At 61.5% G+C, this 14,696-nt stretch carries 13 protein-coding genes; 9 read left to right on the top strand and 4 right to left on the bottom strand.

The window, feature by feature from the left end:
* Nucleotides 1–3 precede the first annotated feature (3 nt).
* The 7 genes from PI91_RS19330 to iolB are packed head-to-tail and all read left to right on the top strand — an operon-like array spanning nucleotide 4 to nucleotide 8,370.
* Complete coding sequence (locus PI91_RS19330) at nucleotides 4–933, top strand: sugar ABC transporter substrate-binding protein (protein WP_008502118.1); 930 nt, start codon at nucleotides 4–6, stop codon at nucleotides 931–933.
* A gap of 54 nt (nucleotides 934–987) precedes the next feature.
* Entirely contained in the window at nucleotides 988–2,535 is a 1,548-nt protein-coding gene (locus tag PI91_RS19325) for a sugar ABC transporter ATP-binding protein (RefSeq protein ID WP_039266841.1), read from the top strand.
* A gap of 11 nt (nucleotides 2,536–2,546) precedes the next feature.
* On the top strand, nucleotides 2,547–3,575 hold the full coding sequence (locus tag PI91_RS19320) for an ABC transporter permease (RefSeq protein ID WP_039266840.1): 1,029 nt from the start codon (nucleotides 2,547–2,549) through the stop codon (nucleotides 3,573–3,575).
* An 8-nt stretch (nucleotides 3,576–3,583) separates the two neighbouring features.
* Nucleotides 3,584–4,717: a Gfo/Idh/MocA family protein gene (locus PI91_RS19315; protein ID WP_039024754.1), complete on the top strand. Its 1,134-nt coding sequence runs from the start codon at nucleotides 3,584–3,586 to the stop codon at nucleotides 4,715–4,717.
* 12 nt (nucleotides 4,718–4,729) lie between these two features.
* Nucleotides 4,730–6,634 carry a 5-dehydro-2-deoxygluconokinase gene (gene iolC, locus PI91_RS19310; protein ID WP_039266839.1) on the top strand — a complete coding sequence of 635 codons (1,905 nt, stop codon included), beginning with the start codon at nucleotides 4,730–4,732 and terminating at the stop codon, nucleotides 6,632–6,634.
* A gap of 11 nt (nucleotides 6,635–6,645) precedes the next feature.
* Nucleotides 6,646–7,536: a myo-inosose-2 dehydratase gene (gene iolE, locus PI91_RS19305; protein WP_023325854.1), complete on the top strand. Its 891-nt coding sequence runs from the start codon at nucleotides 6,646–6,648 to the stop codon at nucleotides 7,534–7,536.
* 9 nt (nucleotides 7,537–7,545) lie between these two features.
* A complete protein-coding gene (gene iolB, locus PI91_RS19300) occupies nucleotides 7,546–8,370 on the top strand; it encodes a 5-deoxy-glucuronate isomerase (RefSeq protein WP_039266837.1) in 825 nt (274 codons plus the stop codon).
* Between the two features lie 55 nt (nucleotides 8,371–8,425).
* Here iolB and PI91_RS19295 read toward each other — a convergent pair whose 3' ends face one another.
* From PI91_RS19295 to PI91_RS19285, 3 genes are read right to left on the bottom strand one after another with little or no spacing between them, the layout of a single operon-like run.
* A complete protein-coding gene (locus PI91_RS19295) occupies nucleotides 8,426–9,169 on the bottom strand; it encodes an alpha/beta fold hydrolase (RefSeq protein ID WP_039266836.1) in 744 nt (247 codons plus the stop codon).
* Between the two features lie 11 nt (nucleotides 9,170–9,180).
* Nucleotides 9,181–9,648 (bottom strand): DUF6130 family protein, encoded by a 468-nt coding sequence (locus tag PI91_RS19290; RefSeq protein WP_032663078.1) that lies wholly within the window; start codon nucleotides 9,646–9,648, stop codon nucleotides 9,181–9,183.
* 49 nt (nucleotides 9,649–9,697) lie between these two features.
* Nucleotides 9,698–10,927 carry an MFS transporter gene (locus PI91_RS19285; protein ID WP_039266835.1) on the bottom strand — a complete coding sequence of 410 codons (1,230 nt, stop codon included), beginning with the start codon at nucleotides 10,925–10,927 and terminating at the stop codon, nucleotides 9,698–9,700.
* A gap of 97 nt (nucleotides 10,928–11,024) precedes the next feature.
* Between PI91_RS19285 and PI91_RS19280 the strand changes: the two genes are divergently transcribed.
* Complete coding sequence (locus tag PI91_RS19280) at nucleotides 11,025–11,915, top strand: LysR family transcriptional regulator (protein ID WP_039266834.1); 891 nt, start codon at nucleotides 11,025–11,027, stop codon at nucleotides 11,913–11,915.
* Here the strand turns inward: PI91_RS19280 and PI91_RS19275 are convergent.
* Entirely contained in the window at nucleotides 11,912–12,082 is a 171-nt protein-coding gene (locus PI91_RS19275) for a YfgG family protein (RefSeq protein WP_008501648.1), read from the bottom strand. The two genes, PI91_RS19280 and PI91_RS19275, sit on opposite strands and share 4 nt — an antisense overlap.
* Nucleotides 12,083–12,452: 370 nt before the next feature.
* On the opposite strand from PI91_RS19275, the gene PI91_RS19270 reads away from it, so the two are divergent.
* Complete coding sequence (locus PI91_RS19270) at nucleotides 12,453–14,693, top strand: EAL domain-containing protein (protein WP_032652955.1); 2,241 nt, start codon at nucleotides 12,453–12,455, stop codon at nucleotides 14,691–14,693.
* Nucleotides 14,694–14,696 lie beyond the last annotated feature (3 nt).

Below are 14,696 nucleotides of genomic sequence, written 5' to 3'. Positions count from 1 at the left end.
ATAATGAAAAAACTGATCGTAGCCGCCCTCATCGCCATGACGTCCGGGGCCGCCCTCGCCGAAAACGAGCAAATTGTGTTCAGTACGCCAAACCTGGCCATGCCGTTTGAAGTTCACATGCAGCGCACGGCGGTAAAAGCCGCAAAAGAGATGGGCGTGAAGCTTCAGGTGCTGGACGGGCAGGGCAGTTCACCGAAGCAGGTGGCTGACCTGGAAAACGCCATCACCCGCGGCGCGCAGGGCTTTATCGTCTCCCCTAACGACGTGAACGCGGTCTCCAGCGCGGTGGATGAAATTCAGGATGCGAAGCTGCCGGTGGTCACCCTTGACCGCTCCGTCGACAGCCAGAAGAAAGTGCCGCACTTTGGCGCCAACAACTACAAAGGCGGCCAGGCGATTGGCGACTTCGTCAAAACCAAATTCCCCGACGGGGCGGAGATCATTCTGCTGACCGGCCAGCCGGGCTCCTCCTCTAACATCGAACGCACTAAAGGGATCCGCGACAGCCTGAAGGCGGGTGGCGATAAGTACAAGATCGTCGCCGATCAGACCGGCAACTGGATGCGTTCTGAAGGGATGCGCATCGTGGAAAGCGTGCTGCCCTCGCTGCCGAAACGTCCTCAGGTGATCCTCTCCGCCAACGACGACATGGCGCTGGGGGCGATCGAAGCCCTGCAGAGCCAGGGCGTGAAGCCGGGCGAAATTCTGGTCACCGGCTTTGACGCGGTACCGGAAGCGCTGGCCCGCGTGCGCGACGGCTGGCTGGCGGTGACGGCGGACCAGCGTCCGGGCTTTGCGGTGCAGACGGCGATGAGCCAGCTGGTGGCCAACGTGCGCGAGAAGAAAGCCATCACCGGGGCCGACTACCCGCCAACGCTGATCACCAAAGAGAACCTGCAGCAGGCTGAGCGTATCGGTGAGGCCGGTAACTGATTTATCCGCAGCCGCCGCTGGCGCGGCGGCTCACTCTAAAGGAGGAGCAGACCGATGTCGCAACCCTTACTGAAAGTGACCGACCTGGCAAAAAGCTTTTCCGGCGTCTGGGCGTTAAGCTGCGCCCAGCTGACCGTCGGCGCGGGCGAGATCCACGCCCTGCTGGGGGAAAACGGGGCGGGTAAATCCACGCTGCTGAAGGCGCTCGCGGGGGCGCAGCCGCAAACCCGCGGGGAGATCTGGTTCAACGGCGAAACGCTGCCGGTGGACGACTCCCCGGTGGAGCGGCAGAACAAGGGCATTATCACCATTTATCAGGAATTCAACCTGCTGCCCAACATGACCGTCGCGGAAAACATGTTTCTCGGGCGCGAGCCGCGTAAACGTAACCTGATCGTCGACGAAAAGGCGGTAAACCAGGAGGCGCAGGTCATTCTCGACTATCTGCAGCTGAACGTTGCACCGACCACCCCGGTCGCCCGCCTGAGCGTTGCCCAGCAGCAGATGGTGGAGATCGCCCGGGCGCTGACCCTCAACGCCCGGCTCATCATTATGGACGAACCCTCCGCCGCGCTGAGCGACAGCGAGGTGGAAAGCCTGCACCGCGTGGTGCGCGAGCTTAAAAACCGTGGCGTGAGCATTATCTATGTCACCCACCGCCTGCACGAGGTTTTCCAGCTCTGCGATCGCTTCACCGTTTTCCAGGACGGCCGTTTCACCGGCACCGGCGCGGTGGCGGAGACCAACGTTGAACAGCTGATCCGCCTGATGGTCGGGCGCGACGTGGCGTTTAACCGCCGTCCCGCCAGCGAAACGCACCATGAGGATAAACCCGTCCGCCTGGCGGTGAAGGGGCTGAGCCGCGAAAAGCCGCCGCTGGATCCGCACGGCATCGCCCTGCACGACATCAGCTTCCACGTCCACGCCGGGGAGGTCTTAGGCATTGCCGGACTGGTGGGCGCCGGGCGCACCGAGGTGGCCCGCTGCCTGTTTGGCGCAGACGCGTTTACCTCGGGCAGCTTTGAGCTGGACGGCGTGCCCTACCAGCCGCGCGACCCGCTGTATGCCCTCGACCAGGGCGTGGCGCTGGTGCCGGAAGACCGCAAAAAAGAGGGGGCGGTGCTGGGGCTGTCCATTCGCGACAACCTGTCGCTCTCCTGCCTCTCCTCGCTGCTGCAGTGGCGCTGGTTCGTGAATACCCGCAAAGAGGACGACCTGATCGAGTCCTACCGCAAGGCGCTGCAGATCAAGATGGTCAACAGCGCGCAGGAGGTGCGCAAGCTCTCCGGCGGTAACCAGCAAAAAGTGATCCTCGCGCGCTGCATGGCGCTCAACCCGCGGGTGCTGATCGTCGATGAGCCGACGCGCGGCATCGACGTGGGGACCAAATCGGAAGTGCACCAGGTGCTGTTTGACATGGCAAAAAAGGGCGTGGCGGTGATCGTGATCTCCTCCGATCTGCCTGAAGTGATGGCGGTGTCAGACCGGATCATCACCCTCAGCGAAGGCCGGGTGACCGGCGAGATCCACGGTGACGACGCTAACGAAGAACGGCTGATGACGATGATGGCCATCAACCACAACGCCCTGAACGCGGCATAACGGAGTTTCTCATGACGCAGATGATTTCTAAAACGCAGGCCCCGGTCAAATGCGCCGGACGCATCGATCCCATCGCCTTCTTCGAGCGCTTCGGGGTGCTGATTTTCATGATCCTGCTGCTGATCTTCTTCCAGTCGCAGAACAGTAATTTTTTCTCTGAACGCAATATTTTCAACATCCTGACCGAAGTCTCCATCTACGGGATCATGGCCGTGGGGATGACCTTCGTCATCCTGACCGCCGGGATTGATCTCTCCGTGGGCTCCATTCTGGCGGTGTGCGCCATGACCGCGGCGTACGTGATTAAGGGCGACAACTTCACCACCGTCGACCCGAACGCCTGGGGCGGCATGAGCTGGCTGATTGGGCTCGGGATTTGCCTGGCGATGGGCACGGCGATTGGCTTCCTGCACGGCCTGGGCGTGACCCGCCTGCGCCTGCCGCCGTTCATCGTGACCCTCGGCGGGATGACCATCTGGCGCGGCCTGACGCTGGTGATCAACGACGGCGCGCCGATCGCCGGGTTCGATCAGGGCTACCGCTGGTGGGGGCGCGGGGAGCTGCTCGGCATCTCCATTCCGATCTGGATCTTCGCCATCGTCGCCCTCGGCGGCTATCTGGCGCTGCATAAAACCCGCTGGGGCCGCTTCGTCTACGCCATCGGCGGCAACCCGGAGGCGGCGCGCCTGGCGGGGGTGAACGTCAAGCGCGTGCTGGTCAGCGTCTACGTGCTGATTGGCTGCCTGGCGGGGCTGGCGGGCTTCATTCTGAGCGCGCGTCTGGGGAGCGCCGAGGCGGTGGCCGGGATCTCCTTTGAGCTGCGCGTCATCGCCTCGGTGGTGATTGGCGGCACCTCGCTGATGGGCGGCTACGGGCGCATCGGCGGCACCATTATCGGCTCCATCATCATGGGTATTCTGATTAACGGCCTGGTGCTGATGAACGTCTCGGCCTACTACCAGCAGATTATCACCGGGTTAATTATCGTTCTGGCGGTGGCGTTCGACACCTACGCCAAGAGCCGTCGCGGCGCACTGTGAGGATAGTGATGAAAGAGGTTCGTATTGGATTGATTGGCACCGGGTATATCGGCAAGGCGCACGCTATCGCCTATGCCCAGGCCCCGACGGTGTTCAACCTGCGCGGCAGGCTGGTGCGCGAGATGGTAGCGGAAGTCACGCCGGAGCTGGCGGCAGCGCGCGCGCAGGCGTTTGGCTTCAACCGCTCTACCGGCGACTGGCGGGCGCTGGTGGCCGACCCGGCGATTGACGTGGTGGATATTTGCTCACCCAACCACCTGCACAAAGAGATGGCGCTGGAGGCGATCCGCCACGGTAAGCACGTCTACTCGGAGAAGCCGCTGGCGCTGAACGCCCATGACGCGCGCGAGATGGTCGACGCCGCGAAGCGGGCCGGGGTGAAAACGCTGGTGGGGTTCAACTACATGAAGAACCCGACGGCGCAGCTGGCGAAGGAGATTATCGCCCGCGGCGAGATTGGCGAGGTGATCCACTTCTACGGCACCCACAACGAAGACTATATGGCCGACCCGCTCTCGCCCATTCACTGGCACTGCTTCAAAGAGACCGCCGGGCTGGGGGCGCTGGGCGACCTGGCGGCGCATATCGTCAACATGGCCCAGTACCTGGTCGGGGAGATCGAGCAGGTCTGCGGTGACCTGAAGATTGTGGTCCCGGCACGTCCGGCAAAGGCCGGGTCGTCAGACATGATTGCCGTCGAAAACGAGGATCAGGCCCACGCGATGGTGCGCTTCGCGGGCGGGGCGCAGGGCGTGATTGAAACCTCCCGCGTCGCCTGCGGCCGCAAGATGGGGCTGTCGTACGTCATCACCGGGACGAAAGGCGCCATCAGCTTTACCCAGGAGCGCATGGCGGAGCTGAAGCTCTATCTGCATGACGATCCGGTAAACCGTCAGGGGTTTCGCACCCTGCTCGTCGGTCCGGCACACCCGGACTACGCCGCGTTCTGCATGGGCGCAGGTCACGGGATTGGCTTTAACGATCAAAAAACGGTGGAGGTGCGCGATCTGGTGGACGGGATTGCCGCCGACGTGCCGATGTGGCCGGACTTCGAAGAGGGCTGGAAGGTGTCGCGCGTGCTGGACGCGATCGCGCTCTCGCACCGGGAAGGCCGCTGGCTGAACGTGAACGACATTGTCTGATGAGGTATCAACGTGGAAAAGCAGTTTGATGTGATATGCATGGGCCGCGTGGCGGTAGACCTCTACAGTCAGCAGATTGGTGCCCGTCTGGAGGATGTGTCGAGCTTCGCCAAATACCTCGGCGGCTCGTCCGGCAACGTGGCGTACGGCACCGCGCGCCAGGGGCTGCGCTCGTCGATGCTGGCGCGCGTCGGCGACGAGCATATGGGCCGCTTCCTGCGCGAAGAGCTCAGCCAGGTGGGCTGCGATACCAGCCATCTGATTACCGATAAAGACCGCCTCACGGCGCTGGTGCTACTCGGCATTAAAGACCGGGACACCTTTCCTCTGATTTTTTATCGCGATAACTGCGCGGATATGGCCATTACGGCCAGCGATGTGGACGAAAGCTACATTGCCTCCGCACGGTGTCTTGCCATCACCGGGACTCACCTTTCTCATCCTCAGACCCGCGAGGCGGTGCTGACGGCGCTGGGCTATGCCCGCCGTCACGGCGTGCGCACGGTGCTGGACATCGACTACCGTCCGGTGCTGTGGGGGCTGACCTCCTTAGGCGACGGCGAAACGCGCTTTATCGCCGCGGATAAGGTCACCCGCGAGCTGCAGGAGGTGCTGCACCTCTTCGACGTCATTGTCGGCACCGAGGAGGAGTTCCATATCGCGGGCGGCAGCACGGAGACCCTGCAGGCGCTGGGGCAGGTGCGTGCGGTGAGCCAGGCCACGCTGGTCTGCAAGCGCGGTGCGCTCGGCTGCTCGGTCTATACCGACGCCATTCCGCCCCGGCTGGACGACGGCCTGACGGTGACCGGCGTGCGCGTGGAGGTGCTGAACGTCCTCGGGGCGGGGGACGCGTTTATGTCCGGCCTGCTGCGCGGATACCTGAACGACGAGGGCTGGGAGCAGGCGTGTCGCTATGCCAACGCCTGCGGCGCGCTGGTGGTCTCGCGCCACGGCTGCGCCCCGGCGATGCCGAGCAAAATCGAGCTGGATGACTATCTCTCTCGCGCTGCGGATGTGCCGCGCCCGGATCTCGACCCGCGTCTGAACCATCTGCACCGGGTCACTACCCGTCGCCGCGAATGGCCGGAGCTGTGCGTGATGGCCTTCGACCACCGCAGCCAGCTTGAGGATATGGCGCTGCAGTGCGGCGCGTCGCTCAAACGTATTCCGGCGCTCAAGCAGCTGATCCTGCAGGCCAGCCGCGAGGCGGCGAGCCGGGCCGGGCTGGAGGGCAAAGCCGGCCTGCTGTGCGACGGCACCTTTGGACAGGACGCGCTCAACGCCATCACCGGCGAGGGGTGGTGGATTGGTCGCCCCATTGAGCTGCCTGGCTCGCGTCCGCTGGAGATGGAGCACGGCAACATCGGCACCCAGCTCATCAGCTGGCCGCAGGAGCACGTGGTGAAGTGCCTGGTCTTTTTCCATCCGGAAGATGCCCACGGCCTGCGCCTGGAGCAGGAGCAGAAAATCGCTGAGGTGTACCACGCCTGCTGTCAGTCCGGGCACGAGCTGCTGCTGGAGGTGATCCTGCCTGCGACCATGCCGCGCAGCGACGAGCTCTACCTGCGCGCCATCTCCCGCTTCTACAACCTCGGCATTTACCCCGACTGGTGGAAGCTGCCGCCGCTTTCCGCCGAGGGCTGGACGGCACTGAGCGAGATTATCGAACGCCGGGACCCGCACTGCCGCGGGGTGGTGATCCTCGGCCTGGATGCCCCGGCAGAACAGCTGCGCGCCGACTTCAGGGCCGCAGCGGGGCAGCCGCTGGTTAAAGGCTTCGCCGTAGGGCGCACGCTGTTCGGCGATGCCTCCCGCGCGTGGCTGAAGCACGATATTGACGATGCGCAGCTGGTGGCGCGCATCCGGGACAACTACCTGCAGCTTATCGCCTGGTGGCGCGAGCGCGGACACGCATAATGGAGACGACAATGAGTGTACAACTGGGCATTAACCCGCTGACGTGGACGAACGACGATCTGCCTTCTCTGGGCGCAGAGACGCCGCTGGAGACCTGCCTGAGCGAAGGTAAAGAGGCCGGTTTTGCAGGGTTCGAACTGGGCAATAAATTCCCGCGCGAAGCGCGGCTGCTTGGCCCCATCCTGCAGCGCCACGACCTGCAGCTGGTCTCCGGCTGGTACTCCGGCCGACTGCTGGAGCGCAGCGTGGAGGCGGAGATCGCCGCCGTGCAGTCCCACCTGACGCTGCTGCGCGAGCTGGGGGCAAAGGTGCTGGTCTTTGCGGAAGTGAGCGGCTGCATTCACGGCGAGCAGCAGACCCCGGTGCATCTGCGCCCGCGTTTCCCGCAGGCACGCTGGAAGGAGTATGGCGAGAAGCTCACGGAATTTGCCCGCTACACCCAGCAGCAGGGGGTGCAGATTGCCTATCACCACCATATGGGGACGGTGATTGAGTCCGCTGACGACGTGGACAACCTGATGACCCATACCGGCGAAGAGGTTGGACTGCTGCTGGACACCGGTCACCTGACTTTTGCCGGGGCCGATCCGCTGGCGGTGGCGCAGCGCTGGGCGTCGCGTATCAACCACGTTCACTGCAAAGACGTGCGTGCCGACGTGCTGGCGGATGTCAAAAACCGTAAAACCAGCTTCCTTGATGCGGTACTGAGCGGCGTGTTTACCGTGCCGGGCGACGGCTGCGTCGATTACCCGCCGATCATGCGGCTGTTGAAGGCGCAGGACTATCACGGCTGGCTGGTGGTGGAGGCGGAGCAGGACCCGGCGGTTGCCCATCCGCTGACCTACGCCCGTCTGGGGTATAACAACCTGAGCCGCCTGGCGCGCGACGCCGGACTGATTTGAGGAGGTGACATGTCACGTCTGTTATCACGCTGGCAACAGCCGAACGCGGAGGGGCGCACCCAGTCCGTCACGCCGGAACGCGCAGGGTGGGGATACGTCGGCTTTGAGGCGTATGAGCTGCAGGAGGGGCAGCAGCTGACGCTGCCCGCCGTCAGCGAAGAGCGCTGCCTGGTGCTGGTCGCCGGACGCGCCTCCATCAGCACGCCTTCCGCGCAGTTTAACGACATCGGCGAGCGGATGAGCCCGTTCGAGCGCATCAAGCCGTGGTCGGTGTACGTTACCCCGCAGGAGACGGTGCAGGTGAAGGCGCTGACGAGGCTCGAGCTGGCGGTCTGCGCCGCCCCCGGCAAGGGCACGTATCCGACGCGGCTGATTGCGCCGCAGGATATCGACGCTGAGGCGCGCGGCAAGGGCCATAACCAGCGCTACGTGCACAACATTCTGCCGGAAGATAAGCCCGCCGACAGCCTGCTGGTGGTGGAAGTCTGGACTAACGAGGGCTGCACGAGCTCGTACCCGAGCCACAAGCACGACACGGATAACCCGCCCCGGGAGACTTACCTGGAGGAGACCTACTACCATCGCCTCAACCCGGAGCAGGGGTTCTGCATGCAGCGGGTTTACACCGACGACAGAGCGCTGGATGAATGTATGGCGGTCTACAACCGTGACGTGGTCATGGTGCCGAAGGGCTACCACCCGGTGGCGACGATGGCCGGGTATGACAGCTACTACCTCAACGTGATGGCCGGGCCGGTGCGCAAATGGATGTTCACGTGGGAAGAGGACCACGCGTGGATTAATCGGGATTATCCCGCGGATGGCGGGCACTGAGGCTATTTTTTTGCCGGGTGGCGCTGCGCTTACCCGGCCTACAATTCGCAAAAAATTACTTTGCTTCAATCGCCTGCTCAATCGTCCGGGCGATAGCCTCCGGCTGGCTCACCATCGACACGTGGCTCGCGGAGACCTCGGTGGTTTTCGCATGGATCGTCTTCGCCATCGCCCGTTCAAGATCGGGGTTGATCATTCGGTCATTTTTGCTGACCACAAACCAGCTCGGCTTAACATGCCACGCCGCGTGGGTCACCTTTTCACCAAACGCATCGGCCTTAATTGGCCCCTGCGTGGCCGCGATTGCAGTTTGTTCCTCGGGCTTCACGTCCGGCGCGAAATCCTTCCTGACGGCGTCCGTTGGCAGATATAAATAGCCGTCCGCCGTTTTGGCGATGCCCGCGCTGCCCGGCGGCGGCGGGTAGCTTCCCGCGAGGTCCGCCGTCGACTGGCCGGCATCCGGCGCGAACGCCGCCACATACACCAGCGATTTCACCCGCGCATCGTGGCCCGCTTCGCTAATCACGGTGCCGCCCCAGGAGTGACCCACCAGCACGACATCCCCCTGGGCGCGGGCGATGGCCCGCTTTGTGGCGGCAACGTCATCGTTAAGCGACGTGAGCGGCAGCTGGACGGCAATGACCTCTGCGTGCTGTTTCTGCAACAGGGTAATCACCTTATTCCAGCTGCTGCCGTCGGCAAACGCGCCGTGCACCAGCACGACGCTGGTTTTGCTCTGCGCAAAGGCACTGGCGGAAAGCGCCAGCAGGCCTGCCGTCAGTACAGTCAGTGCTTTCATCTTCAGACTCCTTAAAAATGGTGGACCGCCGCATGAGGCGGTACGGTGAATTCAATGGTTTTGTGGTCGAGCGGCTTGTGCGTCGGGTCGGCCAGAATAATCGTCACCTTGTGTTTACCGGCGGGGAGTCCCACCAGAATCACCGGCTCTCCGCTGGCGTCAGCCCAGTGCCACGGCGCGTCATCCACCACCACGTGAATGTGCCCGATGCGCGGGGTGACCTTGAGCGCTTCAGGTCCGAATACCGGCTCGATGCGCAGGTTTTCGGCACGGTACTGGATAAACACCGCGCCTTTACTCAGCGGGCCGGAAAGCGGCGGATCGACGATCAGTTTTGCCGGCGGTTGCGGCCGCGCCAGCGGGGCAACGGCGGCGGGGCCGTTAACGTCCGCGGCGCTCAGGTTGTCCAGCGGCGTGGCCTGGGCATGTGTTACAGAGGCCAGGACGAGCAGGGGTAAAATTGCGTAACGACGAATCATGGTTCTCTCCTCATCGGTTCTGAATGACGACAGGGAAAGAAAACCATTTTTATGTATCGGAGATATTTGCCGGAGGGGGCGTTTTGTACCCGTTTGTCAGCGCGTCGCGCGGGATACAGTGCGATACAGTTTGCCTACCGGGACGGCGCACGATCGCTATCGCCAGCCCGGCAATCACCAGCGTTAACCCCGTCGACACTCCCATTGCACCCGCGATCCCCAGCGTTTTGTTCAGCCACGCATAGGCAAACGGTGCGGCTGCGGCCATCAGCTGGCCCGGGATAAGCAGCATGCCCGTGCGGCGGGCATAGCTTTCCGCGCTAAACAGCTCCAGTGGCAGCGTGGCTTTTACTATGGTGACCAGCCCGTTGATGGCGCCGTAGCCCAGCACAAACCCGGCCGCGCACCAGGCAAACAGGGCGCTGCTTATTCCCACAAGAAAACACAGCGGCATGGCAAGAGCGGTAAAGAGCGTAAGTTTGAAGGGGGTTAAGCGGCCACCTGCCAGCACCTCCAGCGAGCGCGCGCCCGTCTGGCCGATCCCCCACAGCATGCCGATGGCGACCGGCAGGCCAAAGTGGGCAATAAACTCCGGCAGATGGGTGGAGGTGCCGTTAGAAACAAAGGTGATAAGGGCGATGAAGGCCGCATAAAGCCAGGCGTTACGCCGCTCGTTGCGCAGGGGCGGCGCGATGGCCTTCGTGTTTTCCGTCAGCCGCTGCCGGGGAAGCGTGCGGATCAGCACTGCGCTCAGCAGGCCAAGCAGGGCATAAATGCGTAACGCGTCCTGCCAGCTCATGATGTGAAGCAGGCCATCGCCCAGCGGCCAGAAGACGGCGGAGGCCAGCCCGCCCGCCAGCGTGACGCGTGAGATCGTTCTTCGCGCCTGCTGCCCGTAGAGGTTGACCAGCGCGGCGAACAGCGCATCGTACAGCGACAGGCGCATCCCAGTGCCGGCGACAATCCAGGCGCCGTACCAGCCATAAAGCGTCCGGGTATACGCCATTTCTGCGCAGCTTGCGGCGATCAGCAGCGTTCCAACCATCACCACTTTTTGACCGCCAAAGCGAGCCAGCAGGCGGGCGACAAAAGGAGATACCGCCGCCATCACCAGCATCGCCAGCGTCAGGCCGAGGTAAATCTGCGGTGACGACCATCCCCGGTCGGCTGAAATGGCCCGCGCAAAGGTGCCGGGCATATAAAATGAAATCCCCCAGTTGATGAGTTGATTACACCCGGCGGTGAGGGCGAGGCGACGAGGAAGGGCAGAGGTTTCCATGAGTTTTCATTCCGTTATGCAGTTGTCCTGAGCATAACGGGCGCGGTATTGTGCTGGCAGGGCTGCAACCTTATGCACGGTATAAGAGAAACTTTGAATGACGACGCTTAATCTGGGCTATCTCGCCACCTTCCGCCTGGTTCACCAGCGCGGCAGCTTTTCAGCGGCAGCGGACGTTCTGGGCCTCTCCCAGCCCGCCGTCAGCCTGCAAATACGCCAGCTGGAGCAGTTTCTGCAAACGCGGCTGGTGGAGCGTACCGGGCGAGGGATTAAGGCGACGGCTGCCGGAGAAACCTTGCTGGCGCACGGGGAGCGTATTCAGCAGGTGGTGGATGACGCCATCCGGGCCGTGAATGCGTTTAGCCACGACGTGAGCGGCACCATTACCCTTGGCACGGGGGCGACGGCCTGCATTCATCTTCTGCCGCCGCTGCTGGAGCAGCTACGCCGCGACTATCCGCTCCTGAGCGTGGGAGTCACGACGGGCAACACCCTCGACATCGTCAGGGCCATTGAAGAGAACCGTCTCGATATGGGGCTGGTGACGCTGCCGGTGAGCGGCAGAGCGCTGGACGTCATGCAGGTGATGGACGAAGAGTTTGTCTTTATCGCCTCAAGGGAGCAGCAGGACGCTTTCAGGGAGTTAACCTCGGAGGCGCTCCATGCCCAGCCGCTGATCGCCTTTGAGACAGGCAGCGGGACCCGGGCGCTGATTGATGGCTGGTTTGCCGCCCATGGGGTAGCGATGGCGCCGGTGATGCAGCTTGGCAGCATCGAGGCGATCAAACGCATGGTTCGCGCGGGGCTGGGCTACAGCATCGTACCGAGAATGGCGGTAGAACAGGATGCCGATCGCGAGGGGCTGTGCGTGATGTCGCTGACGCCCATGCTGCAGCGGCAGCTGGCGGTGGTGATGCGGCAGGATAAAATCCTCAGCAAAGGGATCGCGGCCCTTATTCGGCTCGTACAACATCCTTCGGGGGGTTAGCGGTCAGCGGTGTCGACGGTCAGGCTGGATTGCTGTGATTGGGTTTTGTCCTGATGGTGGTACCAGGCGCCAATCGAAGAGTAAACGAAGCGGCCAAAGAAAAACAGGAAACTGATAAGCAGTATGATGCGGGTCATTCGGGTGTTAAATCGATGTCGTTTGCGCATACGCGTGACCTGACTCACTCTGTTTTTCCTGGATAAGCCCTCCCGGGCGATAAGGATATTAAGGCACAGCGGGAAGATGGGGTCAATTCTGTGATGTGTAAATAACCGTCAACGTTTGCATTAACTATTGTTATTGAAATTAATAATTGCATTTACCATATTGATAATATGAAGAAAATTATTTCACAAAATTCTTCTGCAAGGCTTATTTGCGTGAAATAGTTTGATTTAAGTCAACGGATTCCCGGCTCTGATATTTAAAATCCCTCCTCCACACTGTTCACTCTGCACGTCGCGGGGTGGCGCCAGGTCAGGTTGGATGCCTGTCTTTATCTTCCCTCTGGAGAAAAAGGGGTTTAACCGGGCATCTATGAAGATTTTCGCTTTTCTGAAAAACAATAAATACCGTTGGTGGGCATTGCCGCTACTATTACCGGTGGTTTTGCTTCCCGTGCTGAGCGTGGCAAATACGTTCACGCAGCTGGGGGACGGTATCGCGGCGCTTTATTATTTACCGCTCTCCTTTTTGCTCTCGCTGATGATGTTCTTTGGCCTGGAAGCCCTTCCCGGGATCGTGTTGTCGCTGTTTATCCGCTATTACCCGTCGGTCGGGATGTTCGAAACGGTTGCCGGGGTGCTCCATTTTATTGTCCCTTTAGTCCTCAGCTGGGGCGGCTACCGGGTGTTTGCGCCCAGACGCAATATGACGGCGTACGGCGACATCCGGCTGATGGCGCAGCGCATCTTCTGGCAGGTCATCTGCCCCGCGACGCTGTTTCTGGTGCTGTTTCAGTTTGCGGTGTATCTGGGCGTGTATGAGAGTCGCCAGAGCCTCGCGGGGTTGAACCCTCTTAACATTCGTACGCTCATTAACTACCAGGCGCTGCTGGTCAGCGGGCTGACGGGCGTGCCGTTGAGCTATCTGCTGATCCGCCTGATTCGTCATCCGCGGTATATCAAAAGTCTTCTCTCGCAGATCCGTTTCCAGATAGATAAAAAGGTGACGGCCGCGGAGTTTTTGCTGTGGGCGATTGCGCTTGGCGGGCTGCTGTCGCTGCTGCTGCTCCCGATAAATGAAAACAGCTCCATCTTCACCACTAACTATACCCTGTCGCTGCTGATGCCGGTGATGCTCTGGGGCGCGATGCGTTTTGGCTATAAGCTGATTTCGCTGATCTGGACCCCGATACTGCTGGTGTCCATTCACTATTTTTACCGCTATATCCCAGTGAACGCGGGGTACGATATTCAGCTGGCGATCACCTCTTCCAGTTACCTGGTCTTTTCGTTTGTGGTGATTTATATGTCGATGCTGGCGACCCGGCAGCGCGCGGTGAACAAACACGCCCGCAGGCTGGCACTGCTCGATCCGGTTGTCCATATGCCTAACCTGCGGGCGCTGTCGCGCGATCTGGCGAAGAATCCGTGGTCGGCGCTCTGCCTGCTGCGCATTCCGGAGCTGGAAATTTTGGGCAGAAATTACGGCGTGCAGCTGCGTATTCAGTACAAACAGCAGCTGGCGCAGTGGGTTAACGGTACGCTCCAGCCCAATGAGCAGGTGTATCACCTCACCGGATATGACATGGCGGTGCGGCTCAACGCGGAATCGCACCAGCAGCGGATTGACGCCCTGGACGAGCATATCAAGCAGTTCCGCTTTGTCTGGGACGGCATGCCGCTGCAGCCGCAGGTTGGCGTAAGCTACTGCTATGTCCGGTCCCCGGTTAACCATCTTTATCTGGTGCTGGGGGAGCTGGCGGTGGTGGCCGATCTGTCACTCTCCTCTAATCACCCGGAAAATCTTCAGCAGCGCGGTGCCGTCCATTTGCAGCGCAGCCTGAAGGATAAAGTCGCGATGATGAGCCGCCTGCAGAAGGCGCTCGACAACGACGAATTCATCCTGCTGGTTCAACCCGTTCGCGGCCTGCGTGGCGATTGCTATCACGAAGTCCTGCTGCGGATGCCGGACACCAATGGGATACTGATCTCCCCCGATCAGTTCCTGCCCGTCGCGCAGGAGTTTGGTTTGTCCTCCCGGGTGGATCTGTGGGTGCTTGAGCATACGCTGCGCTTCCTGGCCGCGCATCGGGAAAGACTGCCCGGCCAGCGCTTTGCTATTAATCTGGCGCCTTCAACAGTGTGCCGGGTACAGTTCCCGCTTGAGGTGAGCCGCGTGCTGGCGAAATACGCTATTGAGCCGTGGCAGCTGATCTTTGAAGTGACGGAGTGCAGCAACTTCTGCAACGCGGAGCAGGCGCTGCATATCCTCAGTCAGCTGCAGAAAATGGGGGTACGCATTGCGATTGATGATTTTGGTACCGGCTATGCAAGCTACGCGCGGCTAAAAAGCGTGGACGCAGATATTCTTAAAATCGACGGCGACTTCATCCGCAATATCGTCAACAACAGCCTGGATTATCAGATTGTGGCGTCTATCTGCCATCTGGCGCGCATGAAAAAGATGCTGGTGGTGGCGGAATATGTCGAGACCGAAGAGATACGTAGCGCGGTTCACGCGCTAGGTATCGATTATGTGCAAGGCTATCTGATTGGCAGACCGGCACCGCTTGAGTCACTGCTGGAAACAGAGGCGTCCTGCGCGGACGCCTGAACC

Origin of the sequence: Enterobacter sp. FB, from assembly GCF_000805795.1 — a bacterium.
Classification (GTDB): domain Bacteria; phylum Pseudomonadota; class Gammaproteobacteria; order Enterobacterales; family Enterobacteriaceae; genus Enterobacter; species Enterobacter roggenkampii.
This window is presented reverse-complemented; position numbering and strand designations above follow the sequence as displayed.